The sequence below is a fragment of the Paeniglutamicibacter quisquiliarum genome (assembly GCF_019084045.1).
GTDB lineage: Bacteria > Actinomycetota > Actinomycetes > Actinomycetales > Micrococcaceae > Paeniglutamicibacter > Paeniglutamicibacter quisquiliarum.
In genome coordinates this window covers 295,076-311,044 of sequence record NZ_JAHRED010000003.1, presented here as the reverse complement: position 1 = coordinate 311,044, position 15,969 = coordinate 295,076, and the positions used below count along the sequence as shown (strand labels likewise).

The following is a 15,969-nucleotide window of genomic DNA, read 5'->3' as shown; positions in this document are numbered from 1 at the left end:
CGTCGATGTAAAAACACCGTGCCGGGGCAATGCGGCGGTCCTCCCCGGCCCCCTCAGACCATTTGCAGGACCACCGCAAGTCATGTGCCTCAGGCCGCGGCACCCTGGAGCGAGGCGCTGCGGGCTGCGGCGAGCCCGAGCTCTAGGTCCGCGACGAGGTCCTCGACCTGCTCGATGCCCACCGAAAGGCGCACCAGGTTCCGCGGCACCGCCAACGGGGTACCGATCACCGAGGCGTGGGTCATTTCCGCGGAGTAGCAAACCAGCGACTCGACCCCGCCCAGGGACACCGAGAGCGCGAAAAGCTTGGTCGACTCGGCAAAGGCCCGTGCGGCGGCCTCGCCGCCGGCAAATTGCAGCGAGACGATCCCGCCAAAGCCGCTGGACTGGCTCTTGGCCAGTTCATGGCCGGGATGTGTGTCAAGGCCCGGGTAGAGCACGGTGTCGACTTCCCCGCGCCCCTGCAGCCATGCGGCAATGACGGCGGCGTTTGAACAGTGGCGCTCCATGCGCAACCCCAGGGTTTTCAGCCCGCGGGCGGCCAGGAAGCAGTCCTGCGGACCGGCCACCGCGCCCCCGGCGAATTGCTGGAAGCCGACTGCCGCGGCGAGCTCCTCGCCGCGGAACACGCGGTCGGCGACGATCACCGCTCCACCGAGCACATCCGAGTGACCGCCGATGTACTTGGTGGTCGAGTGCACCACCACGTCCGCGCCCAGGGTGAGCGGGCGCTGCAGGAACGGGGTGGCGAAGGTGTTGTCCACGACCAGCAGTGCACCGGCGGCGCGGGCGATCGCGGCCCAGCCCGCGACGTCCGCGATGCCCAGCAGCGGATTGGACGGCGTCTCCACCCAGAGCAGCGCGGTCTTCCCGGGTTGCACGGCCGCGGCGACGGCCGCCAGGTCGGTGATCTCGACCGGGGTGTTGGTGATCCCCCACTTGCCGTGCAGGCGGTTGACCAGGCGGTTGGTGCCGCCGTAGCCGTCGGCCCCGAGCACGATGTGGTCCCCGGGTTCCAGCACCGCGCGCAGCAGCGCGTCTTCCGCGGCGATCCCGGAGGCGAACGCGAAGCCCGCATGTCCCGCCTCCAGGGCGGTGAGCTGGGTTTCGAAGCCGTTGCGCGTCGGGTTGGAGCCGCGCGAGTATTCGTGCCCGGCACGCAGTACGTTGATCCCGTCCTGGACAAACGTGCTGGTCTGGTAGATCGGCGGGATGACCGCGCCGGTGAGCGGGTCGGGAGCCTGGCCCGCGTGGATGGCCTGGGTGTTAAAGCCGTGGCTGGTGGTGGTGCCCATGGTGGTTCGTCCCTTCTCTAGGCGTTGATGGTTTCGCGGTGCGCGGCCGGGGGTGCGCTTTTGCGGCTTTCGGGCGCATCGAGCGCGGCGAGCAGGTCTGCCACCAGGTCGGCGGCGTCCTCGAGGCCGGCGGAGATGCGCAGCGTGCCGGCGCCGATACCCGCTGCGGCAAGCTTCTCCGCGTTGAACCGGCAATGGGTCATCGCCGCGGGGTGGACCACCAGGGAGCGGGTGTCCCCGATGTTCGCGGCCAGGGCGAAGAGCCGCAGCGAGTCGACAAGCCCCGGCACGGCGTCCGGGTCCTTGAGGTCGAAGGAGAACACGCAGCCGGTGCCCCGCGGGTAGTCCCGTGCCGCCAGCGCATGATCCGGGTGCGTGGCCACGGAAGGGTGGTGGACCCGGGCCACCGCGGGGTGCGCCGCCAGCGCGCGGACAAGTGCCAACACATTGTCCTGGGCCCTGGCTACGCGCAGCGAGAGCGTCTCGATGCCGGTGAGGATCGCCGCCGCCGATGCCGGGGCGAGGCTGGGGCCCAGGTCGTGCAGGAACTTGGAGCGCACCAGCATCAGGTAGGCCTTGTTCCCGTAGCGTTCCAGCAGCGAATCCCCGTAGTACCGCGCCTTGGGCGCGGCGATCTGCGGCCAGCGGGCGGCGTCGGAGAAATCGAAGGTGCCGGCGTCGATGACCAGTCCCCCAAGAACCGATCCGTGTCCCGCCAGCGCCTTGGTGGCCGAGTGCACCACGATGTCCGCGCCGAAGTCGATGGGCCGGTAGGCGGCCGGGGTGGCCAGGGTGTTGTCAACGACCACCGGCACGCCCGCGGCGTGGGCCACCTCGGCGATGGCGCGCAAGTCCACCAGGGTGATCAGCGGGTTGGAAACCGACTCGAGCAGGAAGCCGCGGGTCTTCTCCGTGATGGCCGCTGCCCAGTTGGCCGGGTCCTGGGGGTCGACGAACGTGACGCTCACGCCGAAGTCGGCGAAGGTGTCGGTGAGCAGGTCCACGGTGCCGCCGTAGAGCTTGTTGGAGGCCACCAGGTGGCCCTGGCCCTGCAGCAGCGCGAGCAGCGAGATCGCGACAGCCGCCTGCCCGGTGGCGGTGGCGATGGCGCCGATCCCGCCCTCGAGGGCCGCGGCGCGTTCCTCCAGCACCGCGACGGTCGGGTTCCCGGTGCGCGAATAGGTGAAGCCCGGCGCCTTGAGCGCGAAGAGCTTCGCGGCGGTGGCGTAGTCGGGGAACTGGTAGGCGGCCGAGTTGTAGATCGGCACGGTCATGGGGCGGTGCGGTGCCGCCGGGGCGTACCCGGAATGGATTTCGGTGGTGGCGTTGCGCCAGGTGCTGGGGGCCATGATCGTGCCTTTCGGGCCGGAGGGGAGGCTAAGCGTGGTCGGGATGGGATGCGGATGCGGCACCCCCAAGGTGGATGCCGCACCCGCACGGCGGGACTAGACGGAGGCGCCCAGGGTGGCGCGGGCCGCGACGGCCGCTTCCACCAGGTTGGCCAGCGAGGCCTCGGTCTCCGCGTAGCCGCGGGTCTTCAGCCCGCAGTCAGGGTTGATCCACAGCGACTTCGGGTCCAGGGACGCCAGGGCGATGTCGATGAGCTCGGCGACCTCGGCGGTGGAGGGCACGCGCGGGGAGTGGATGTCGTACACGCCCGGGCCGATGCCGCGGGAGTAGCCGAATTCCGTCAGGTCCGCGGTGACCTCCATGCGGGAGCGGGCAGCCTCGATCGAGGTCACGTCCGCGTCCAGGGCGTCGATGGCCTCGATGATCTCGCCGAACTCCGAGTAGCACAGGTGGGTGTGGATCTGCGTGGCGTCCGCGGCCCCCGAGGTGGCCAGGCGGAAGGAGTCAACGCTCCAGCCTAGGTACTTGGCCTGGTCGGTGGCGCGCAGCGGCAGCAGCTCGCGCAGTGCCGGCTCGTCGACCTGGATGATGCCGATGCCCGAGGCCTGCAGGTCCGCGATCTCGTCCCTAAGCGCCAGGGCCACCTGGTTGGCGGAGGTGGCCAGGGGCTGGTCGTCGCGGATGAAGCTCCAGGCCAGGATGGTGACAGGGCCGGTGAGCATGCCCTTGAGCGGCTTGTTGGTCAGCGAGGCGGCGTGGGAAATCCACGGGACGGTGAAGGCCGCCGGGCGGGAGACGTCGCCCCAAAGGATCGAGGGGCGGGTGGCGCGCGATCCGTAGGACTGCACCCAGCCGTTCTCCGTTTCGGAGAAGCCGTCGAAGTTCTCGGCAAAGTACTGGACCATGTCGTTGCGCTCGGCCTCGCCGTGCACCAGCACGTCGAGTCCCAGGCGTTCCTGCAGTTCCACCACCCGCTGGATTTCCTCCTTGAGGAAGCCCTCGTATGCGGCGTCGTCCAGGGTGCCGGCCTTGTGCGCGGCGCGGGCGGTGCGGACCTGGGTGGTCTGCGGGAAGGAACCGATGGTGGTGGTCGGCAGCGGCGGCAGCGCCAGGGCGGTCTCCTGGGCTGCCTTGCGGGTCGCGGCATCCGAGCGGGAGAAGTCGGCGGTGGTCAGGTTGGCCAGGCGCTCGCGCACCGCTGCAACGGTGGTCCCGGCGAATCCGGCGCGGTGGGCACGTGCCGATTCGGCGGCTGAGAGCTCGGCGGCGATGGCGGATTCGCCCTCGGCCAGGCCCTTGGCCAGGGTCAGCACCTCGGCGACCTTCTGGTTGGCGAAGGCCAGCCATTCGGGCAGGTGGGCCGGCAGGTTCGCCTCCTGGGCGACGTCGTGCGGGACGTGCTGCAGCGAGGTGGCGGTTCCCACGGCCAGGGTGCCGCCGGCCTTTTCGACCTCGGTGCGCAGGGAGGCGAGCGTGCCCAGCGAGGCGGCCAGGTCGTTGCGCCAGATGTTGCGCGAGTCAACGATGCCCGCAACCAGGGTGGAACCGGCAAGGTCGCCGAGGAATTCGGCGGTGGGCACGGCGCCGCGGACCAGGTCGGCGTGCACCGCCTCGACACCGGTGCGGGCCAGCAGGCCCTGGGTGGCGCCCGGGCGGGCGGGATCCCCGGCGGTGCCGTAGCCCAGGCCCACCAGCAGGGCCGGGCGCGCCGTGGCGGCGGCCAGCTGCGTGTAGACGGTTTCGGCGAGCGCACCGGGGACGGCCAGGGCGGCGCCGCGGTCGGTGACAAGTGCCGGCTCGTCGAGCTGCACCCAGGGCGCGCCGGCGGCGGCAAGTGCAGCAAGGATCTCGCCGTAGGCGGCAACGACCTCGTCGATGCGCGAGAGCGGGTCGGAACCGGCAGGTGCGCCGTCCTCGGGCTTGGCCAGCAGCAAGTAGCTGATCGGGCCCACGAGGGTGGGGCGGATGGTGTTGCCCTGGGCGGCGTGTGCCGCGAAGGACTCGACCAGGGCGGCGGCGTTGGCCTTGACCGGGGTGGCTTCGCCGATTTCCGGGACCAGGTAGTGGTAGTTGGTGTCGAACCACTTGGTCATTTCCAGCGGGGCGCGGGATTCGTCGCCTCGGGCCAGCACGAAGGAGGCGGCGGTGTCGATGGCGCCGTTGGCGTCGGCCAGGTCGGCGAAGCGGGCGGGCAGCGCCGAGAGGGCGACGGTCGCGTCGAGCACCTGGTCGTAGTAGGCGAAGTCGCCGGGAAGCGAGGCGTCGTCGGCCGCCAGGCCCAGCCCGGTGAGCCTTGCCAGGTTGGCGTTCTGCAGTTCACGGGCGGCGGCGTGCAGCGTGGCCTCGTCGGTGCGTGCTGCCCAGTGCGCCTCGAGGGCCTTCTTGAGCTCGCGGTTGGGCCCGATGCGCGGGTAGCCGAGGATGGATGCTGCCGGGAAGGTTGCCTTGGTCATGGTGATTCTCCTGTTGTTCTGGCGTGGTGGAAAGTAATGGGAAGGTGTGTGGGTCTAGACGGCGGCGCGGGTTGCCCAGGCGTTGGACGCCCTGGCACGGGTCCGCGGCAATTCGAGCCGCTCGATGACATCGAGGGAGCCGCGGTGGTCGTTGAAGGTGTAGAGGTGCACGCCCGGCGCCCCGTCGTCGAAGGCGCGCTTGGCCAGGGTGACGGCGGCGTCCACGCCGATGCGGTGGCGCTCGGCATCCGAGTCCGCCGTCTCCAGGGCGTGGGCCAGGAACGGGTCCGGGGCAATGCCCGTCATCGATGCCAGCCGGTTCAGGCGCCGCAGCGAGTTCAGCGGGATGACCCCGGGGATGATCGGAATGGTGACCCCGGCGCGGCGGGCCGATTCCACGAGGTTGGTGTATTCGCCGGCCCGGAAGTAGACCTGCGTGATCGCGTAGTTCGCTCCGGAGCGCTCCTTGGCCAGCAGCACCTCGACGTCGTGCTCGAAGGACGGGGACTCCGGGTGCCGGATCGGGTAGGCGGCAACGCCCACCCCCAGCCGCCCGCCGGCCAGGGCGGCCGAGTGGTCGGCCTCGACCTCGCGGATCAACTCGATCAGGTAGCGGGCGAAGGGGAACTCCCCGCGCCACTCATCCGGGTCCGTCGGCAGGTCCCCGCGGAGGGCCAGCACCCCGCGGACCCCGAGGGAGATGAAGTGCCGGATCAGGTTCTGCAGGGATTCGCGGCTCTCCCCCACACAGGTCAGGTGCGCCAGCGGGCGCAGCCGGGTGTTTTGGATGAGGTGCTCGATCAGTTCCAGCGACGCGTTCCTCCTTGTCGGGGACCCCGAGTAGGTCACCGACACGTAGTCGGGATCCGTCGCCTCCAGGGCCGCAATGCTGTTGAAGATCCCCTCGGTGGCGTCGCGGTTCACCGGCGGGTACAGCTCGTAGGACAGGGACGGCGGTGCGGCTGTCGTTTCAATGCTCATGCGTGTCTCCTCGTCGATTCGAGGGAGGCATCAGGGATCGCCACCAAAGCCCCAGGGATCCGTCACGGATTTCCTGCGGCGATGATGAGTGAACGCTGAAGCGGCTCCATCGCTTCTGGCCTTAGCACCCTCGCCGAGCGGAGTCCCCGCGAGGGGAATCCATCGGACGATGGTTGCTGCGGCGTCAACGAGCCAGATCTCTCAGCCGCTCTTGATGGTTGATGCATTCATCTTGGAACAGCGTCGACAAGGTGCGCAAGGCGCTCGCCGATGCAGCCGTCACGAAGGGCAAAAACACTTCATGTGTCCATGCGGCGTCATTTCCGGGCGGAGCGACGGTCACATTGTTACGGACCCGGAACCCGCGGAACACCCGTATTCACGGGGATGTGGTTCCAGCGTGTGACTCGTCCCGGTTTCTGTGACGCCTTTGTGTCGACGGATACCGGCTCCGGGGGTTCGGCGCCGATCCAGATGATCCGCGCCATCCTCCGAAGATGCCGTGGGTCGCGGGGCGCCCGCACCGGGTGCGCACTAAGCTGGTGCGCACCATGGACTACAGGAACACCACCCACCAGACCGGCGGCCGCGAGCGGCCGATCCGCGAGGACTCGCGGCCCGGCGAAGACGAATTCCGCGTCGACATCGAACGCATCCGCTTCTCCCCCTATTTCTCCCGGCTCTCGGCGGTCACCCAGGTGATTCCGCAGGCCGGCGCGGGCACCGTGGTGCACAACCGGCTCACCCACTCGCTCAAGGTCTCGGCCGTGGCCCGCTCGATTGCCATCGGGTTGCGCAACGCCGACGAGCCGACGCGCTCACTCGTGGCCGAGCTTGGCGGCTGCGATCCCGTGGTGGTGCAGGCCGCCGCGGCCGCACACGACCTGGGCCACCCGCCCTTCGGGCACCTGGGCGAACAGGAACTGGACCGGGCCGCCCGGCAGATCCTGCGCCTGCCCGACGGGTTCGAGGGCAACGCCCAGTCCTTCCGCATCCTCACCGCGCTGGACAGCTGCGACGCGAGCCCGCGCGGGATGAACCTGACCCGGGCGGTGCGGGCGGCGGTGCTCAAGTACCCCTGGACCCGCAACGAATGGCGTTCCCTGCCGGCCCGGTCCCCGGCACTCCTGCCGCGCGGCGTGGGCACGGGCGGCGGCAGCCCCGCCCTGAAGTACTCGGCCTACGACATCGAGGAGGCCGAAATGCGCGACGTGCTCTCGGTGTTCCCGCAGATCGCCGAACACCAGCAGACCCTGGAATGCTCGGTCATGGACATCGCCGACGACATCGCCTACGCGGTCCACGACCTGGACGACTTCTACCGCGCCGGGGTGCTGCAGTATTCGCTGGTGTCCACCGAGCTGCGGCACTGGCTCGAATCGGGGTCGGAGCTGGCCCGCCTGGATATGCGCGAGCTGGACCCGCGCCTGCCCGGCCACGGGCTGGAGCGCACCTGGCGCCGGGTGGCAGCCAAGGACCCGTGGATCGCGAACGCCGACGCCTTCCGGGCCTCGGTGTTGCGCGTGGGCCACGACCTGGTCGAGGGGCTGCTCTCCCTGCCCTACGACGGCGGGTTGGATGCGGACCGCGCCGTCACTGGCTTCACCCGCCGCTGGATCGACAGGTTGCAGGCCTCCATCGCGGTGGAAAGGGACCCCGGGGTGCGCAGCGGCCACGTGCGCCTGGCCGACGAGGCCTGGCACGACGTGGTGGTGCTCAAGTTCGTGCACGAACGCTTCGTCCTTGAACGCTCCGACCTGGCCCTCTACCAGCGCGGGCAGACCCGCATCATCAGGTCGTTGGCCGAGGGGCTGGCCGCCTGGCTCGATGACCCGCAGGATGCGGCCCGCGCACCGCGCCGGCTGCTTGACTCGGTCGAGGCGGCGACCGGCGAATACCGCCAGCTCTACGCTCAGACCCCCGGACCCGCCGGCAACGTCCCGGCCGGCGAGATCGAGCGCCTCGGCAGGGCGCGGGCCATCGTGGACTACATCGCCTCGTTCACTGACGCGCAGGCCGCCTCCGTCAACGCCCTGCTCACCGGAACCTCCGAGAGCATCTGGGAGGTCGGCCGCGGGCTGTAGGGCACGGTTAACCGACGAAGGCCGCCACGATCGAAGGATCGTGGCGGCCTCTGCCGTGCTTCCTTGCGGAAGGGGAGGGACTACTTGGTGAGCAGTTCCAGCGCCGCGTTCAGCGTGGAGCTCGGGCGCATGATGGCTGCGACCTTTTCCTCGACCGGGCGGTAGTAGCCGCCCAGGTCGACCGGGGCGCCCTGCACGGCGGCGAGCTCGGCCACGATGGCCTCCTCGTTGCCGCCCAGTGCCTCGGAGACGGCCTTGAATGCCGCTGCCAGCTCGGCGTCCTTGGTCTGTGCCGCCAGTTCCTCGGCCCAGTACTTGGCCAGGTAGAAGTGGCTGCCGCGGTTGTCCAGCTCGCCGGCCTTGCGCTTGGGCGACTTGTTTTCCAGCAGGAAGGTGCCGGTTGCCGCATCCAGCGTGTCGGCGAGGATCTGCGCGCGCGCGTTGTCCGAGGTGTTGGCCAGGTGCTCGAAGGAGACGGCCAGGGCCAGGAACTCGCCCAGGGAATCCCAGCGCAGGTGGTTTTCGCTCACCAGCTGGGCCACGTGCTTCGGGGCCGAGCCACCGGCACCGGTCTCGAACAGGCCGCCGCCGGCGATCAGCGGCACGATGGAAAGCATCTTGGCGCTGGTGCCCAATTCGAGGATCGGGAACAGGTCGGTGAGGTAGTCGCGCAGCACGTTGCCGGAGACCGAGATGGTGTCCTCGCCGCGGCGGATGCGCTCGATGGTGTACTTGGTGGCATCGACCGGCGAGAGGATCTCGATGACCAGGCCCTCGGTGTCGTGGTCCTTGAGGTACTCGTTGACCTTGGAGATCAGCACGGCGTCGTGCGCGCGGGTCTCGTCCAGCCAGAACACCGCGGGGGTGGCCGAGGCGCGGGCGCGGTTGACTGCCAGCTTGACCCAGTCGCGCACCGGCACGTCCTTGGTCTGGCAGGCGCGCCAGATGTCACCCGGGAAGACCTGGTGTTCGATGAGCACGCCGCCGGTGGCATCCAGGATCTGGACGTGTCCGGCGGACTTGATCTCGAAGGTCTTGTCGTGGGAGCCGTACTCCTCGGCCGCTTGGGCCATCAGGCCGACGTTCGGGACGGTGCCCATGGTGGTCGGGTCGTAGGCGCCGTTGGCGCGGCAGTCGTCGATGACGACCTGGTAGATGCCCGAGTAGGAGGAGTCCGGCAGCACTGCCAGGGTGTCGCGTTCCTTGCCCTCGGCGTCCCACATGTGGCCCGAGGTGCGGATCATGGCGGGCATGGAGGCGTCGACGATGACGTCGGAGGGGACGTGCAGGTTGGTGATGCCCTTGTCGGAGTCGACCATGGCGATGGCCGGGCCTTCCTCGAAGCCCTTGGCGATCAGTGCCTCGACGCCGGCGCGCACGTCGTCGGAGAGGTCATCGAGCCCGCCGAGGATGGCCGCAAGGCCGTTGTTCGGGTTCAGGCCGGCTGCCTCGAGCTGCTCGCCGTAGGTCTCAAAGAGTTCGGAGAAGTAGGCCTTGACGACGTGGCCGAAGATGATCGGGTCGGAGACCTTCATCATGGTGGCCTTCAGGTGTGCCGAGAAGAGCACGTCTTCGGCCTTGGCGCGGGCGATCGCGTCCTTCAGGAAGGCGCTCAGCGAGGCGGCGTGCATCACGGTGCCGTCGATGATCTCGTCCTTGATCACCGGCAGGGACTTCTTCAGGACCTTGACTTCGCCATCTTCGCCAACGAAGCGGATCGAGAGGTTCTGGTCCGCGTCGATGACCACGGACTTCTCGTTTGCACGGAAGTCGTCCTCGGCCATGGTTGCGACATTGGTCTTGGAGTCAGCGGTCCAGGCACCCATGGTGTGCGGGTTCTTGCGGGCGTAGTTCTTCACGCTCAACGGGGCGCGCCGGTCCGAGTTGCCTTCGCGCAACACCGGGTTCACGGCGGAACCCTTGATCTTGTCGTAGCGGGCGCGGACGTCGGTTTCCTCGTCGGAAGAGGGGTTGTCCGGGTAGTCCGGAAGTGCGTAGCCGGCGGCCTGCAGTTCGGCAATGGCTGCCTTGAGCTGCGGAATGGAAGCCGAGATGTTCGGCAGCTTGATGATGTTGGCATCCGGGCTCTTGGCCAGTGCGCCAAGCTCGGCGAGGGCGTCGGGAACCTGCTGTTCGGCGGTGACGTAATCACCAAAGACGGAAATGATGCGGCCGGCCAGCGAGATGTCTCGCGTCTCGATCTCTACACCCGCGGTCGAGGCGTACGCTTCGACAATCGGCAGGAACGAGTGGGTTGCCAGCATCGGAGCTTCGTCGGTGTGGGTGTAAATAATCTTGGCCATAGGTGTGGCGTCTCCCTGAACGGTCTTATCGGATATGTGTAGTCCGAATTGATCTCAACAGCCCTAACTTACCCGATTTGCTGCGTCCAGACACTTTTTGTGGCGAGGCTCCCGTTCTCCCCCGGCCCCGTTTCGCCCCGAAAAGCCGGGGAAACCGGCACCCTGGCCGCCGATCCGCATTAAGTTAACCCGTCGTAACTGAACTCCGGGGGTCCGGGCCTCACGCGCGAGGAAACAGGCTCCCCAACTCACGTACGGTTTCGTCGAAGAGTTCCACCGGATCGGACTCCACGCCGTCGAATTCCTGCCGGGCGAAAGTCTGCCAGGCGACACGCCAGGCGGCGGTGACCACTTCGGCAACCAGGAGCGCCTGGATCGGGCTCAGCGGCCCCCGCTGGACCAACGCCGAACTGAGGGCCTCCACCAGGTTCCGCTCCTGCCGCGCGACAATCCGCAGCATCTCCGGTTCCCGGACCATCAGGCGGGAAATCCTGCGGAAATCGCTCTGTGCGACCTCCAGCGCAAAGAGCTCACGGCACACCGCCAGAAGGTCCCCCAGGATTCCGGAGGCCTCGGCGTGGGCACTTTCGCTGCACACCAGCGTGTCGATCAGGCTCTGCTGGCCGGGCATGAGCGCATGTTCCTTTGAACCGTAGTAGCGAAAGACCGTGCGCTCGGAAATGCCCACGCGCGCGGCGATGTCGCCGATCGTCGTGGCATCCAGGCCCTGTTCCTCCACGAGGTCCAGCGTGGCACCCTGGATCTCGCGCAGCATCTGGGCGCGGTGCTCTTCACGGATACCCAAGGTTCGGCTCTTTTCTCGCAAGAAGGTCCGCCCCGGCAGGGGGCGGGGCTCATCAAAGTATATTTCATGTCACACTCTGACAGCTTTAACTTACCAAAGGTGTCAGACCGTGACATGATTTTAGTCGTTCGAATCTTACAGAAGAGGTAGCTTCCGATGGCCATGTCCACAGAAGACACGATTTCCCCGCCGGCGGCCCCTGCCCGCCAGACCCCGCCAACACTGCCCACCAGGCAACTCGTCGGCATCATCGGCTCCCTGGCACTTGCCGCCTTCCTGATGATCCTGAACGAAACCGTGCTCAGCGTGGCCCTCCCGGCGATCATGGCGGACCTTTCGGTCTCCGCCGCCGCCGGACAGTGGCTGACCACCGGCTTCCTGCTGACCATGTCCGTTGTCATCCCGACCACCGGCTACCTGCTGCAGCGCTTCAGCTCCCGAAGCCTGTTCATCTTCGCGCTCTCCAGCTTCCTGGTCGGCACGCTGCTCGCGGTCTTCGCGCCGAGCTTCGCCGTCCTGCTGGTGGCCCGCATCATCCAGGCCATCGGCACCGCAATCGTGCTGCCGCTGCTGATGACCACGACCCTTCAGCTGGTTCCCGTGCACAAACGCGGAGCCATCATGGGCTTGAACTCGATCGTCATCTCCGTCGGCCCGGCCATCGGCCCCACGGTGTCCGGCGCGATCGTCAACGCCTTCACCTGGCACTACATCTTCATCCTCATGGCGCCACTGTCGGTGGCCATCCTGGTCCTTGGCATCGTCTTCATCAAGCTACCCACGCAGGCACGCAGGGTTCCGCTCGATGTCCCCTCGGTCGTGCTCTCCGCGCTGGCCTTCGGGTTCCTGGTCTACGGCATCTCCAGCCTTGAGCATGCCGGCGAGAACCTGCCCGTGACCGTCGCTTCCTTCGCCGTCGGCCTGGTCTCCCTCGCCCTGTTCATCAAGCGCCAGGTGCGCCTGACCCGCGATGGCAGGGAACTGCTGAACCTCACCCCGTTCAAGGCACGCACCTTCACCTTCTCCGTGGTGATGATCATGATCGCCATGGGCACCTTGCTGGGCACCATCGTCATGCTCCCGATCATCCTCGAGTCCGGTGCCGGCATCAGCACGCTGTCCATCGGCATGATGCTGTTGCCCGGCGGGCTTGCCCAGGCAGTGGTCGCTCCGATCTTCGGCCGCATCTACGACCGCTTCGGCCCCCGCCCGGTCCTCATTCCGGGTGCGGCCATGCTTGCCCTGGGCCAGTGGCTGTATGTCACGGTGGATTCGGACACCGCGCTGTGGATGTTCATGATCAACCACATCGTCTTCTCCATCGGCCTGGCGCTGCTGATGACCGGCCTGATGTCATCGGCCCTGGCGACCGTCGAGCCCCGCCTCTACGGCCATGGCTCGGCCATCTTCAACACCGGCCAGCAGCTCGGCGGCGCCATCGGCACCACGATCTTCGTGACCGTCATGTCCCTGCTCTCGGCGGCAAAGCTTGAGAAGGGTTCCGATCTGGCCCACGCCCTGTTCTCCGGCGCGCACGTGGCCTTCATCATCGGCGCCATTCTGGCCACCATCGGCCTGGGAATCTCGTTCTTCGTCAAGGTGGACAAGCGGCGCTAGGGGTTCCCCCGGCAAGCACCAGGCACTGGCCCCCCAGGCGAATTGATCGCCCGGGGGCCTTGCTGCACCCGGACCGCCAGGCCTTTATCCCATCCCGACGCCGGCCGCCGACCTGGAATCCCGAAGGGACGGCCGTGCGCAGCCCGCGAACTGCATCGTTCGGCAGTCATCCCGCAGTCGTAGATGTCGGGCTTGGGTCCGTGCGGCGGTGCGACAAACGTGCTGCGACTCCAAGTGTCGCCAGTCCCCAGATCAGCCACCCTCCGTAGACCAGCACACCGAGCAAGGGACCTTCGGCCAACTCGTGGGCAAGCGATGAGTGGAGACCAGCCGTGCCGAGCCCAATCAGCGTCAGGCCACCGGCAGCCGCAGTGGGGTGTGCCCACCGCGGGGCATCGCGCCGCCACCACCGCAAGGCCACCACCGTCGCCGCAGTCCCGATCACGGCAAGTCCCACCGGCGCAAGATAGGCCCCATCCACTGCGTGGGAGCCCTCGGGCGCCAGCCACTTTCCGCCTGCAACCCACAGGGTCTTGAGGCCGGGATAAACCAGGGCAACGCCAATGCCGAGCAGGGCAACCCACTTGGGAGTCTCCAAGGGAAAGCCGGCGACCGTGCGCAGCGGGCGCCACTGGACCCATGCGGCAATGATCGTGGCGGTGGCCGCGAGGGACATCAGCATCGAAAACAGGTCCATCGGTAAGGGGATTGCCCCCACCGCGCGCAGCAGGTGGAACACGAGAGCGACAGCGGGCGGCCCCAGGAACACCGTTGCCAAAACACACAGTGGCTTGCAATACCGGACCGATGCGGATGCAAGGAGGACCAGGACGCCACCCACCAGCGGGGCCCAGACCGGGGCGAACCGGTCAACATAATCCGGCTGCCCTGACACGACCAGTACCGCGCCCATTACCGCTGTCAGCACGGCACTGGCACCTGCCAACGGCGTGCGGCGCACTCGGGCGAGGGGTCGGTGAACGCCCAACCCATCGGAAGGTGGTTCAAGCCGGCCGAGGCGGCGGGCAGCCTTTGCAAGTCGCTCTGCATGAACCCTCTGCAAGTACGCGAAGGGGGAATTCGGCATTGTCTGCTCCTGGTGATGAGAGGAGTGCCGCCTGCTTGCGGTAGGGCACGTGCCAATCATGAGTCAGCATATCCCCGAGGCGACCATGCACCCACGACTAGTGGCTCGGCTCCGGGAACCATCGGTCCCAAGCATGGGAAGGTCGGCTCTGGCGTCGGGCCCTCTGGAACCCATGTTCCGAGCCCTTGCCTCCGTCCAAGTCGCCGCTGTCCATTGCTCACATCCCTGGGATCCTGGCCTCAGCCCCTGACTGCGGGCCATCTCTTCCACGCAGTGCCATGACTCTGCTCAATTTGTGGGCCGTTCGGCCCGTCGACCAACGTGAATGGGGGGCATCAGCACCGCTGCAGACCCGGAACCACCGTATTCTTGATCACTTCTACGATGCAGTCCCGCGCGCCCATGCGGCCAAAATCAACCGGGTGGAACCCGCGTCGCTGGCGCAGCCCAACGAGTGCGGCATTTCGCCCGGGGGCCTAGTCACCACGAAAAAGGTTGATCCTACAACATTATCCGGGCGCAGGGATCGAGGGCGCGCTGGAGCTCCCGACCGACGTCTGGGCCCGCGTGTTTGTCCGCCGCATGGATTGATAACGAAATTGTAACTTTTGCATATGCCCCCGTAGGGTTTTAGGTCAGGTTGCACTTACGCAACCCAGTCCCGATCCGGTTCGCAGAACCCTACCGGCGGATCGCGGAGCAAGAATTCCCGGTAGGGGCGGAGGACCCATTCAACCGATCCTGGTCTTGGACCACGGATCTTGGGGTGAAGCGGAGTCCGTCCAGGCGGGCTCGGCCGAGTTGATCTCATGACTCGAATCCGACAGCTAACTTCGCAGGCGATACATGAGAGGTAATCATTTGACCCAGCACTTTAATTCCGGGCGCCGCCGCGCGCCCAGCCCAGTTGACGCTTCGCCTGCCAACGGTTCACCAGAGCAGACGGTGGACACCGCATTGAACGGCGAAATCACTTCCCGACGTCCCGGCCGACGCGCACTAGGCGCGGTCCCGGATGCCGTCGAGGCCCAGGATGCAACGCAGTACACCGGCCGCCGTTTTGTCGCCGGCCTGCGCTATGGAGCCTCCCCGGACGCGGCATCCAGCGCTGCCCCCGTCATCCCTTCCGCATCTGTCGCACAGTCGGTACCGCAGGCGATGCCTGCCGAAGCCGACGAGCTGCACAACGACCTGAAGTTCGCGGCGCGCACCAAGCGCCCCCGCCTCGGGCTAGTGCACAAGCTCGCCGCGGTCGCCGCCGTGTCCGGCCTGGCATTCGCCGCCGCCCCCGCACAGGAAGATGCGGAAGTTGTCCCGGAGCCCCAGCGCGTCGCGCAGACCGCTGTCGCAGATGTCAGGGCCCCGGCCAACGACAAGCTCACGGTCAAGCGCGCCTCGGTGACCAGCAAGTACGTCAAGAAGGAAAAGCCTGCACCCGTCACCACAGCTGCCGCCGGGAAAGTCACCACGGAAGAGAAGCCGGCACCCGCCGCCGCCGCTTCCGCCGGAAAAGTCACCCGGCTCGCCCAGCCGGTGGACAGCATCCGGTTGACGTCGCGCTTCGGTTTCCGCAAGAACCCGACGGGCCCCGGCTACATGAACCACAACGGCCTGGACTACGCCGTTCCCATGGGAACGCCCATCAAGGCCACCGCCGCCGGCACCGTGGTGCAGGCCGAATGGGCCGGACACTCCGGCTTCCGAGTGGAGATCGACCACGGCAACGGGCTGCACACCAGCTACAACCACAACTCGGCTCTCAAGGTGTCCGTGGGCCAGAAGGTCCAGACGGGCGAAACCGTCTCCCTTGCGGGCAGCACGGGCAATTCCACCGGGCCGCATTTGCACCTCGAGGTCATCGTCAACGGCAAGTGGGTCAACCCGGAGGGCTGGCTATAACGACAGAGTCACGCCAGCCTGTGGCGGACTCGACCATCTCTGCCTAGCGCGGGATCTGCTCCCTTTTCCTAAGGGGGCGGCCGCGAGGGTCCTTT

At 67.5% G+C, this 15,969-nt stretch carries 10 protein-coding genes and 2 riboswitches; of the genes, 3 read left to right on the top strand and 7 right to left on the bottom strand.

Features of this window, described 5'->3' with window-relative positions; genetic code table 11:
- Positions 1-89: 89 nt before the first annotated feature.
- The 4 genes from KRR55_RS08085 to KRR55_RS08070 form a co-directional block, all read right to left on the bottom strand.
- On the bottom strand, positions 90-1,295 hold the full coding sequence (locus KRR55_RS08085; RefSeq protein ID WP_217388565.1) for a cystathionine gamma-synthase: 1,206 nt from the start codon (positions 1,293-1,295) through the stop codon (positions 90-92).
- A 17-nt stretch (positions 1,296-1,312) separates the two neighbouring features.
- Positions 1,313-2,644 carry an O-acetylhomoserine aminocarboxypropyltransferase/cysteine synthase family protein gene (locus tag KRR55_RS08080; RefSeq protein ID WP_217388564.1) on the bottom strand — a complete coding sequence of 444 codons (1,332 nt, stop codon included), beginning with the start codon at positions 2,642-2,644 and terminating at the stop codon, positions 1,313-1,315.
- Positions 2,645-2,740: 96 nt separating this feature from the next.
- Positions 2,741-5,098: a 5-methyltetrahydropteroyltriglutamate--homocysteine S-methyltransferase gene (gene metE / locus KRR55_RS08075; RefSeq protein WP_217388563.1), complete on the bottom strand. Its 2,358-nt coding sequence runs from the start codon at positions 5,096-5,098 to the stop codon at positions 2,741-2,743.
- Between the two features lie 54 nt (positions 5,099-5,152).
- Positions 5,153-6,079, bottom strand: a complete 927-nt coding sequence (locus tag KRR55_RS08070) for a methylenetetrahydrofolate reductase (RefSeq protein ID WP_217388562.1) — start codon at positions 6,077-6,079, stop codon at positions 5,153-5,155.
- Between the two features lie 103 nt (positions 6,080-6,182).
- Positions 6,183-6,300: riboswitch (SAM riboswitch) on the bottom strand.
- Between the two features lie 276 nt (positions 6,301-6,576).
- Here KRR55_RS08070 and KRR55_RS08065 point away from each other — a divergent pair.
- Positions 6,577-8,163, top strand: coding sequence for a deoxyguanosinetriphosphate triphosphohydrolase family protein (locus KRR55_RS08065; protein WP_254455964.1), 1,587 nt, complete (start codon positions 6,577-6,579; stop codon positions 8,161-8,163).
- Positions 8,164-8,243: 80 nt separating this feature from the next.
- On the opposite strand, the gene KRR55_RS08060 is transcribed toward KRR55_RS08065, so the two are convergent.
- Positions 8,244-10,466: an NADP-dependent isocitrate dehydrogenase gene (locus KRR55_RS08060; protein ID WP_217388561.1), complete on the bottom strand. Its 2,223-nt coding sequence runs from the start codon at positions 10,464-10,466 to the stop codon at positions 8,244-8,246.
- Between the two features lie 220 nt (positions 10,467-10,686).
- Positions 10,687-11,271 (bottom strand): TetR/AcrR family transcriptional regulator, encoded by a 585-nt coding sequence (locus KRR55_RS08055; RefSeq protein ID WP_217388560.1) that lies wholly within the window; start codon positions 11,269-11,271, stop codon positions 10,687-10,689.
- A 162-nt stretch (positions 11,272-11,433) separates the two neighbouring features.
- Here KRR55_RS08055 and KRR55_RS08050 point away from each other — a divergent pair, with 162 nt between their 5' ends.
- The gene (locus KRR55_RS08050; protein ID WP_217388559.1) at positions 11,434-12,888 is read left to right on the top strand and encodes an MDR family MFS transporter; all 1,455 of its coding nucleotides are present in this window, start codon (positions 11,434-11,436) and stop codon (positions 12,886-12,888) included.
- A 166-nt stretch (positions 12,889-13,054) separates the two neighbouring features.
- Here KRR55_RS08050 and KRR55_RS08045 read toward each other — a convergent pair whose 3' ends face one another.
- Positions 13,055-13,585: a hypothetical protein gene (locus KRR55_RS08045; protein WP_217388558.1), complete on the bottom strand. Its 531-nt coding sequence runs from the start codon at positions 13,583-13,585 to the stop codon at positions 13,055-13,057.
- Between the two features lie 1,073 nt (positions 13,586-14,658).
- Positions 14,659-14,833: riboswitch (cyclic di-AMP (ydaO/yuaA leader) on the top strand.
- Positions 14,834-14,920: 87 nt separating this feature from the next.
- Between KRR55_RS08045 and KRR55_RS08040 the strand changes: the two genes are divergently transcribed.
- Complete coding sequence (locus KRR55_RS08040) at positions 14,921-15,874, top strand: M23 family metallopeptidase (RefSeq protein WP_336245065.1); 954 nt, start codon at positions 14,921-14,923, stop codon at positions 15,872-15,874.
- The last annotated feature ends 95 nt before the right edge of the window (positions 15,875-15,969 follow it).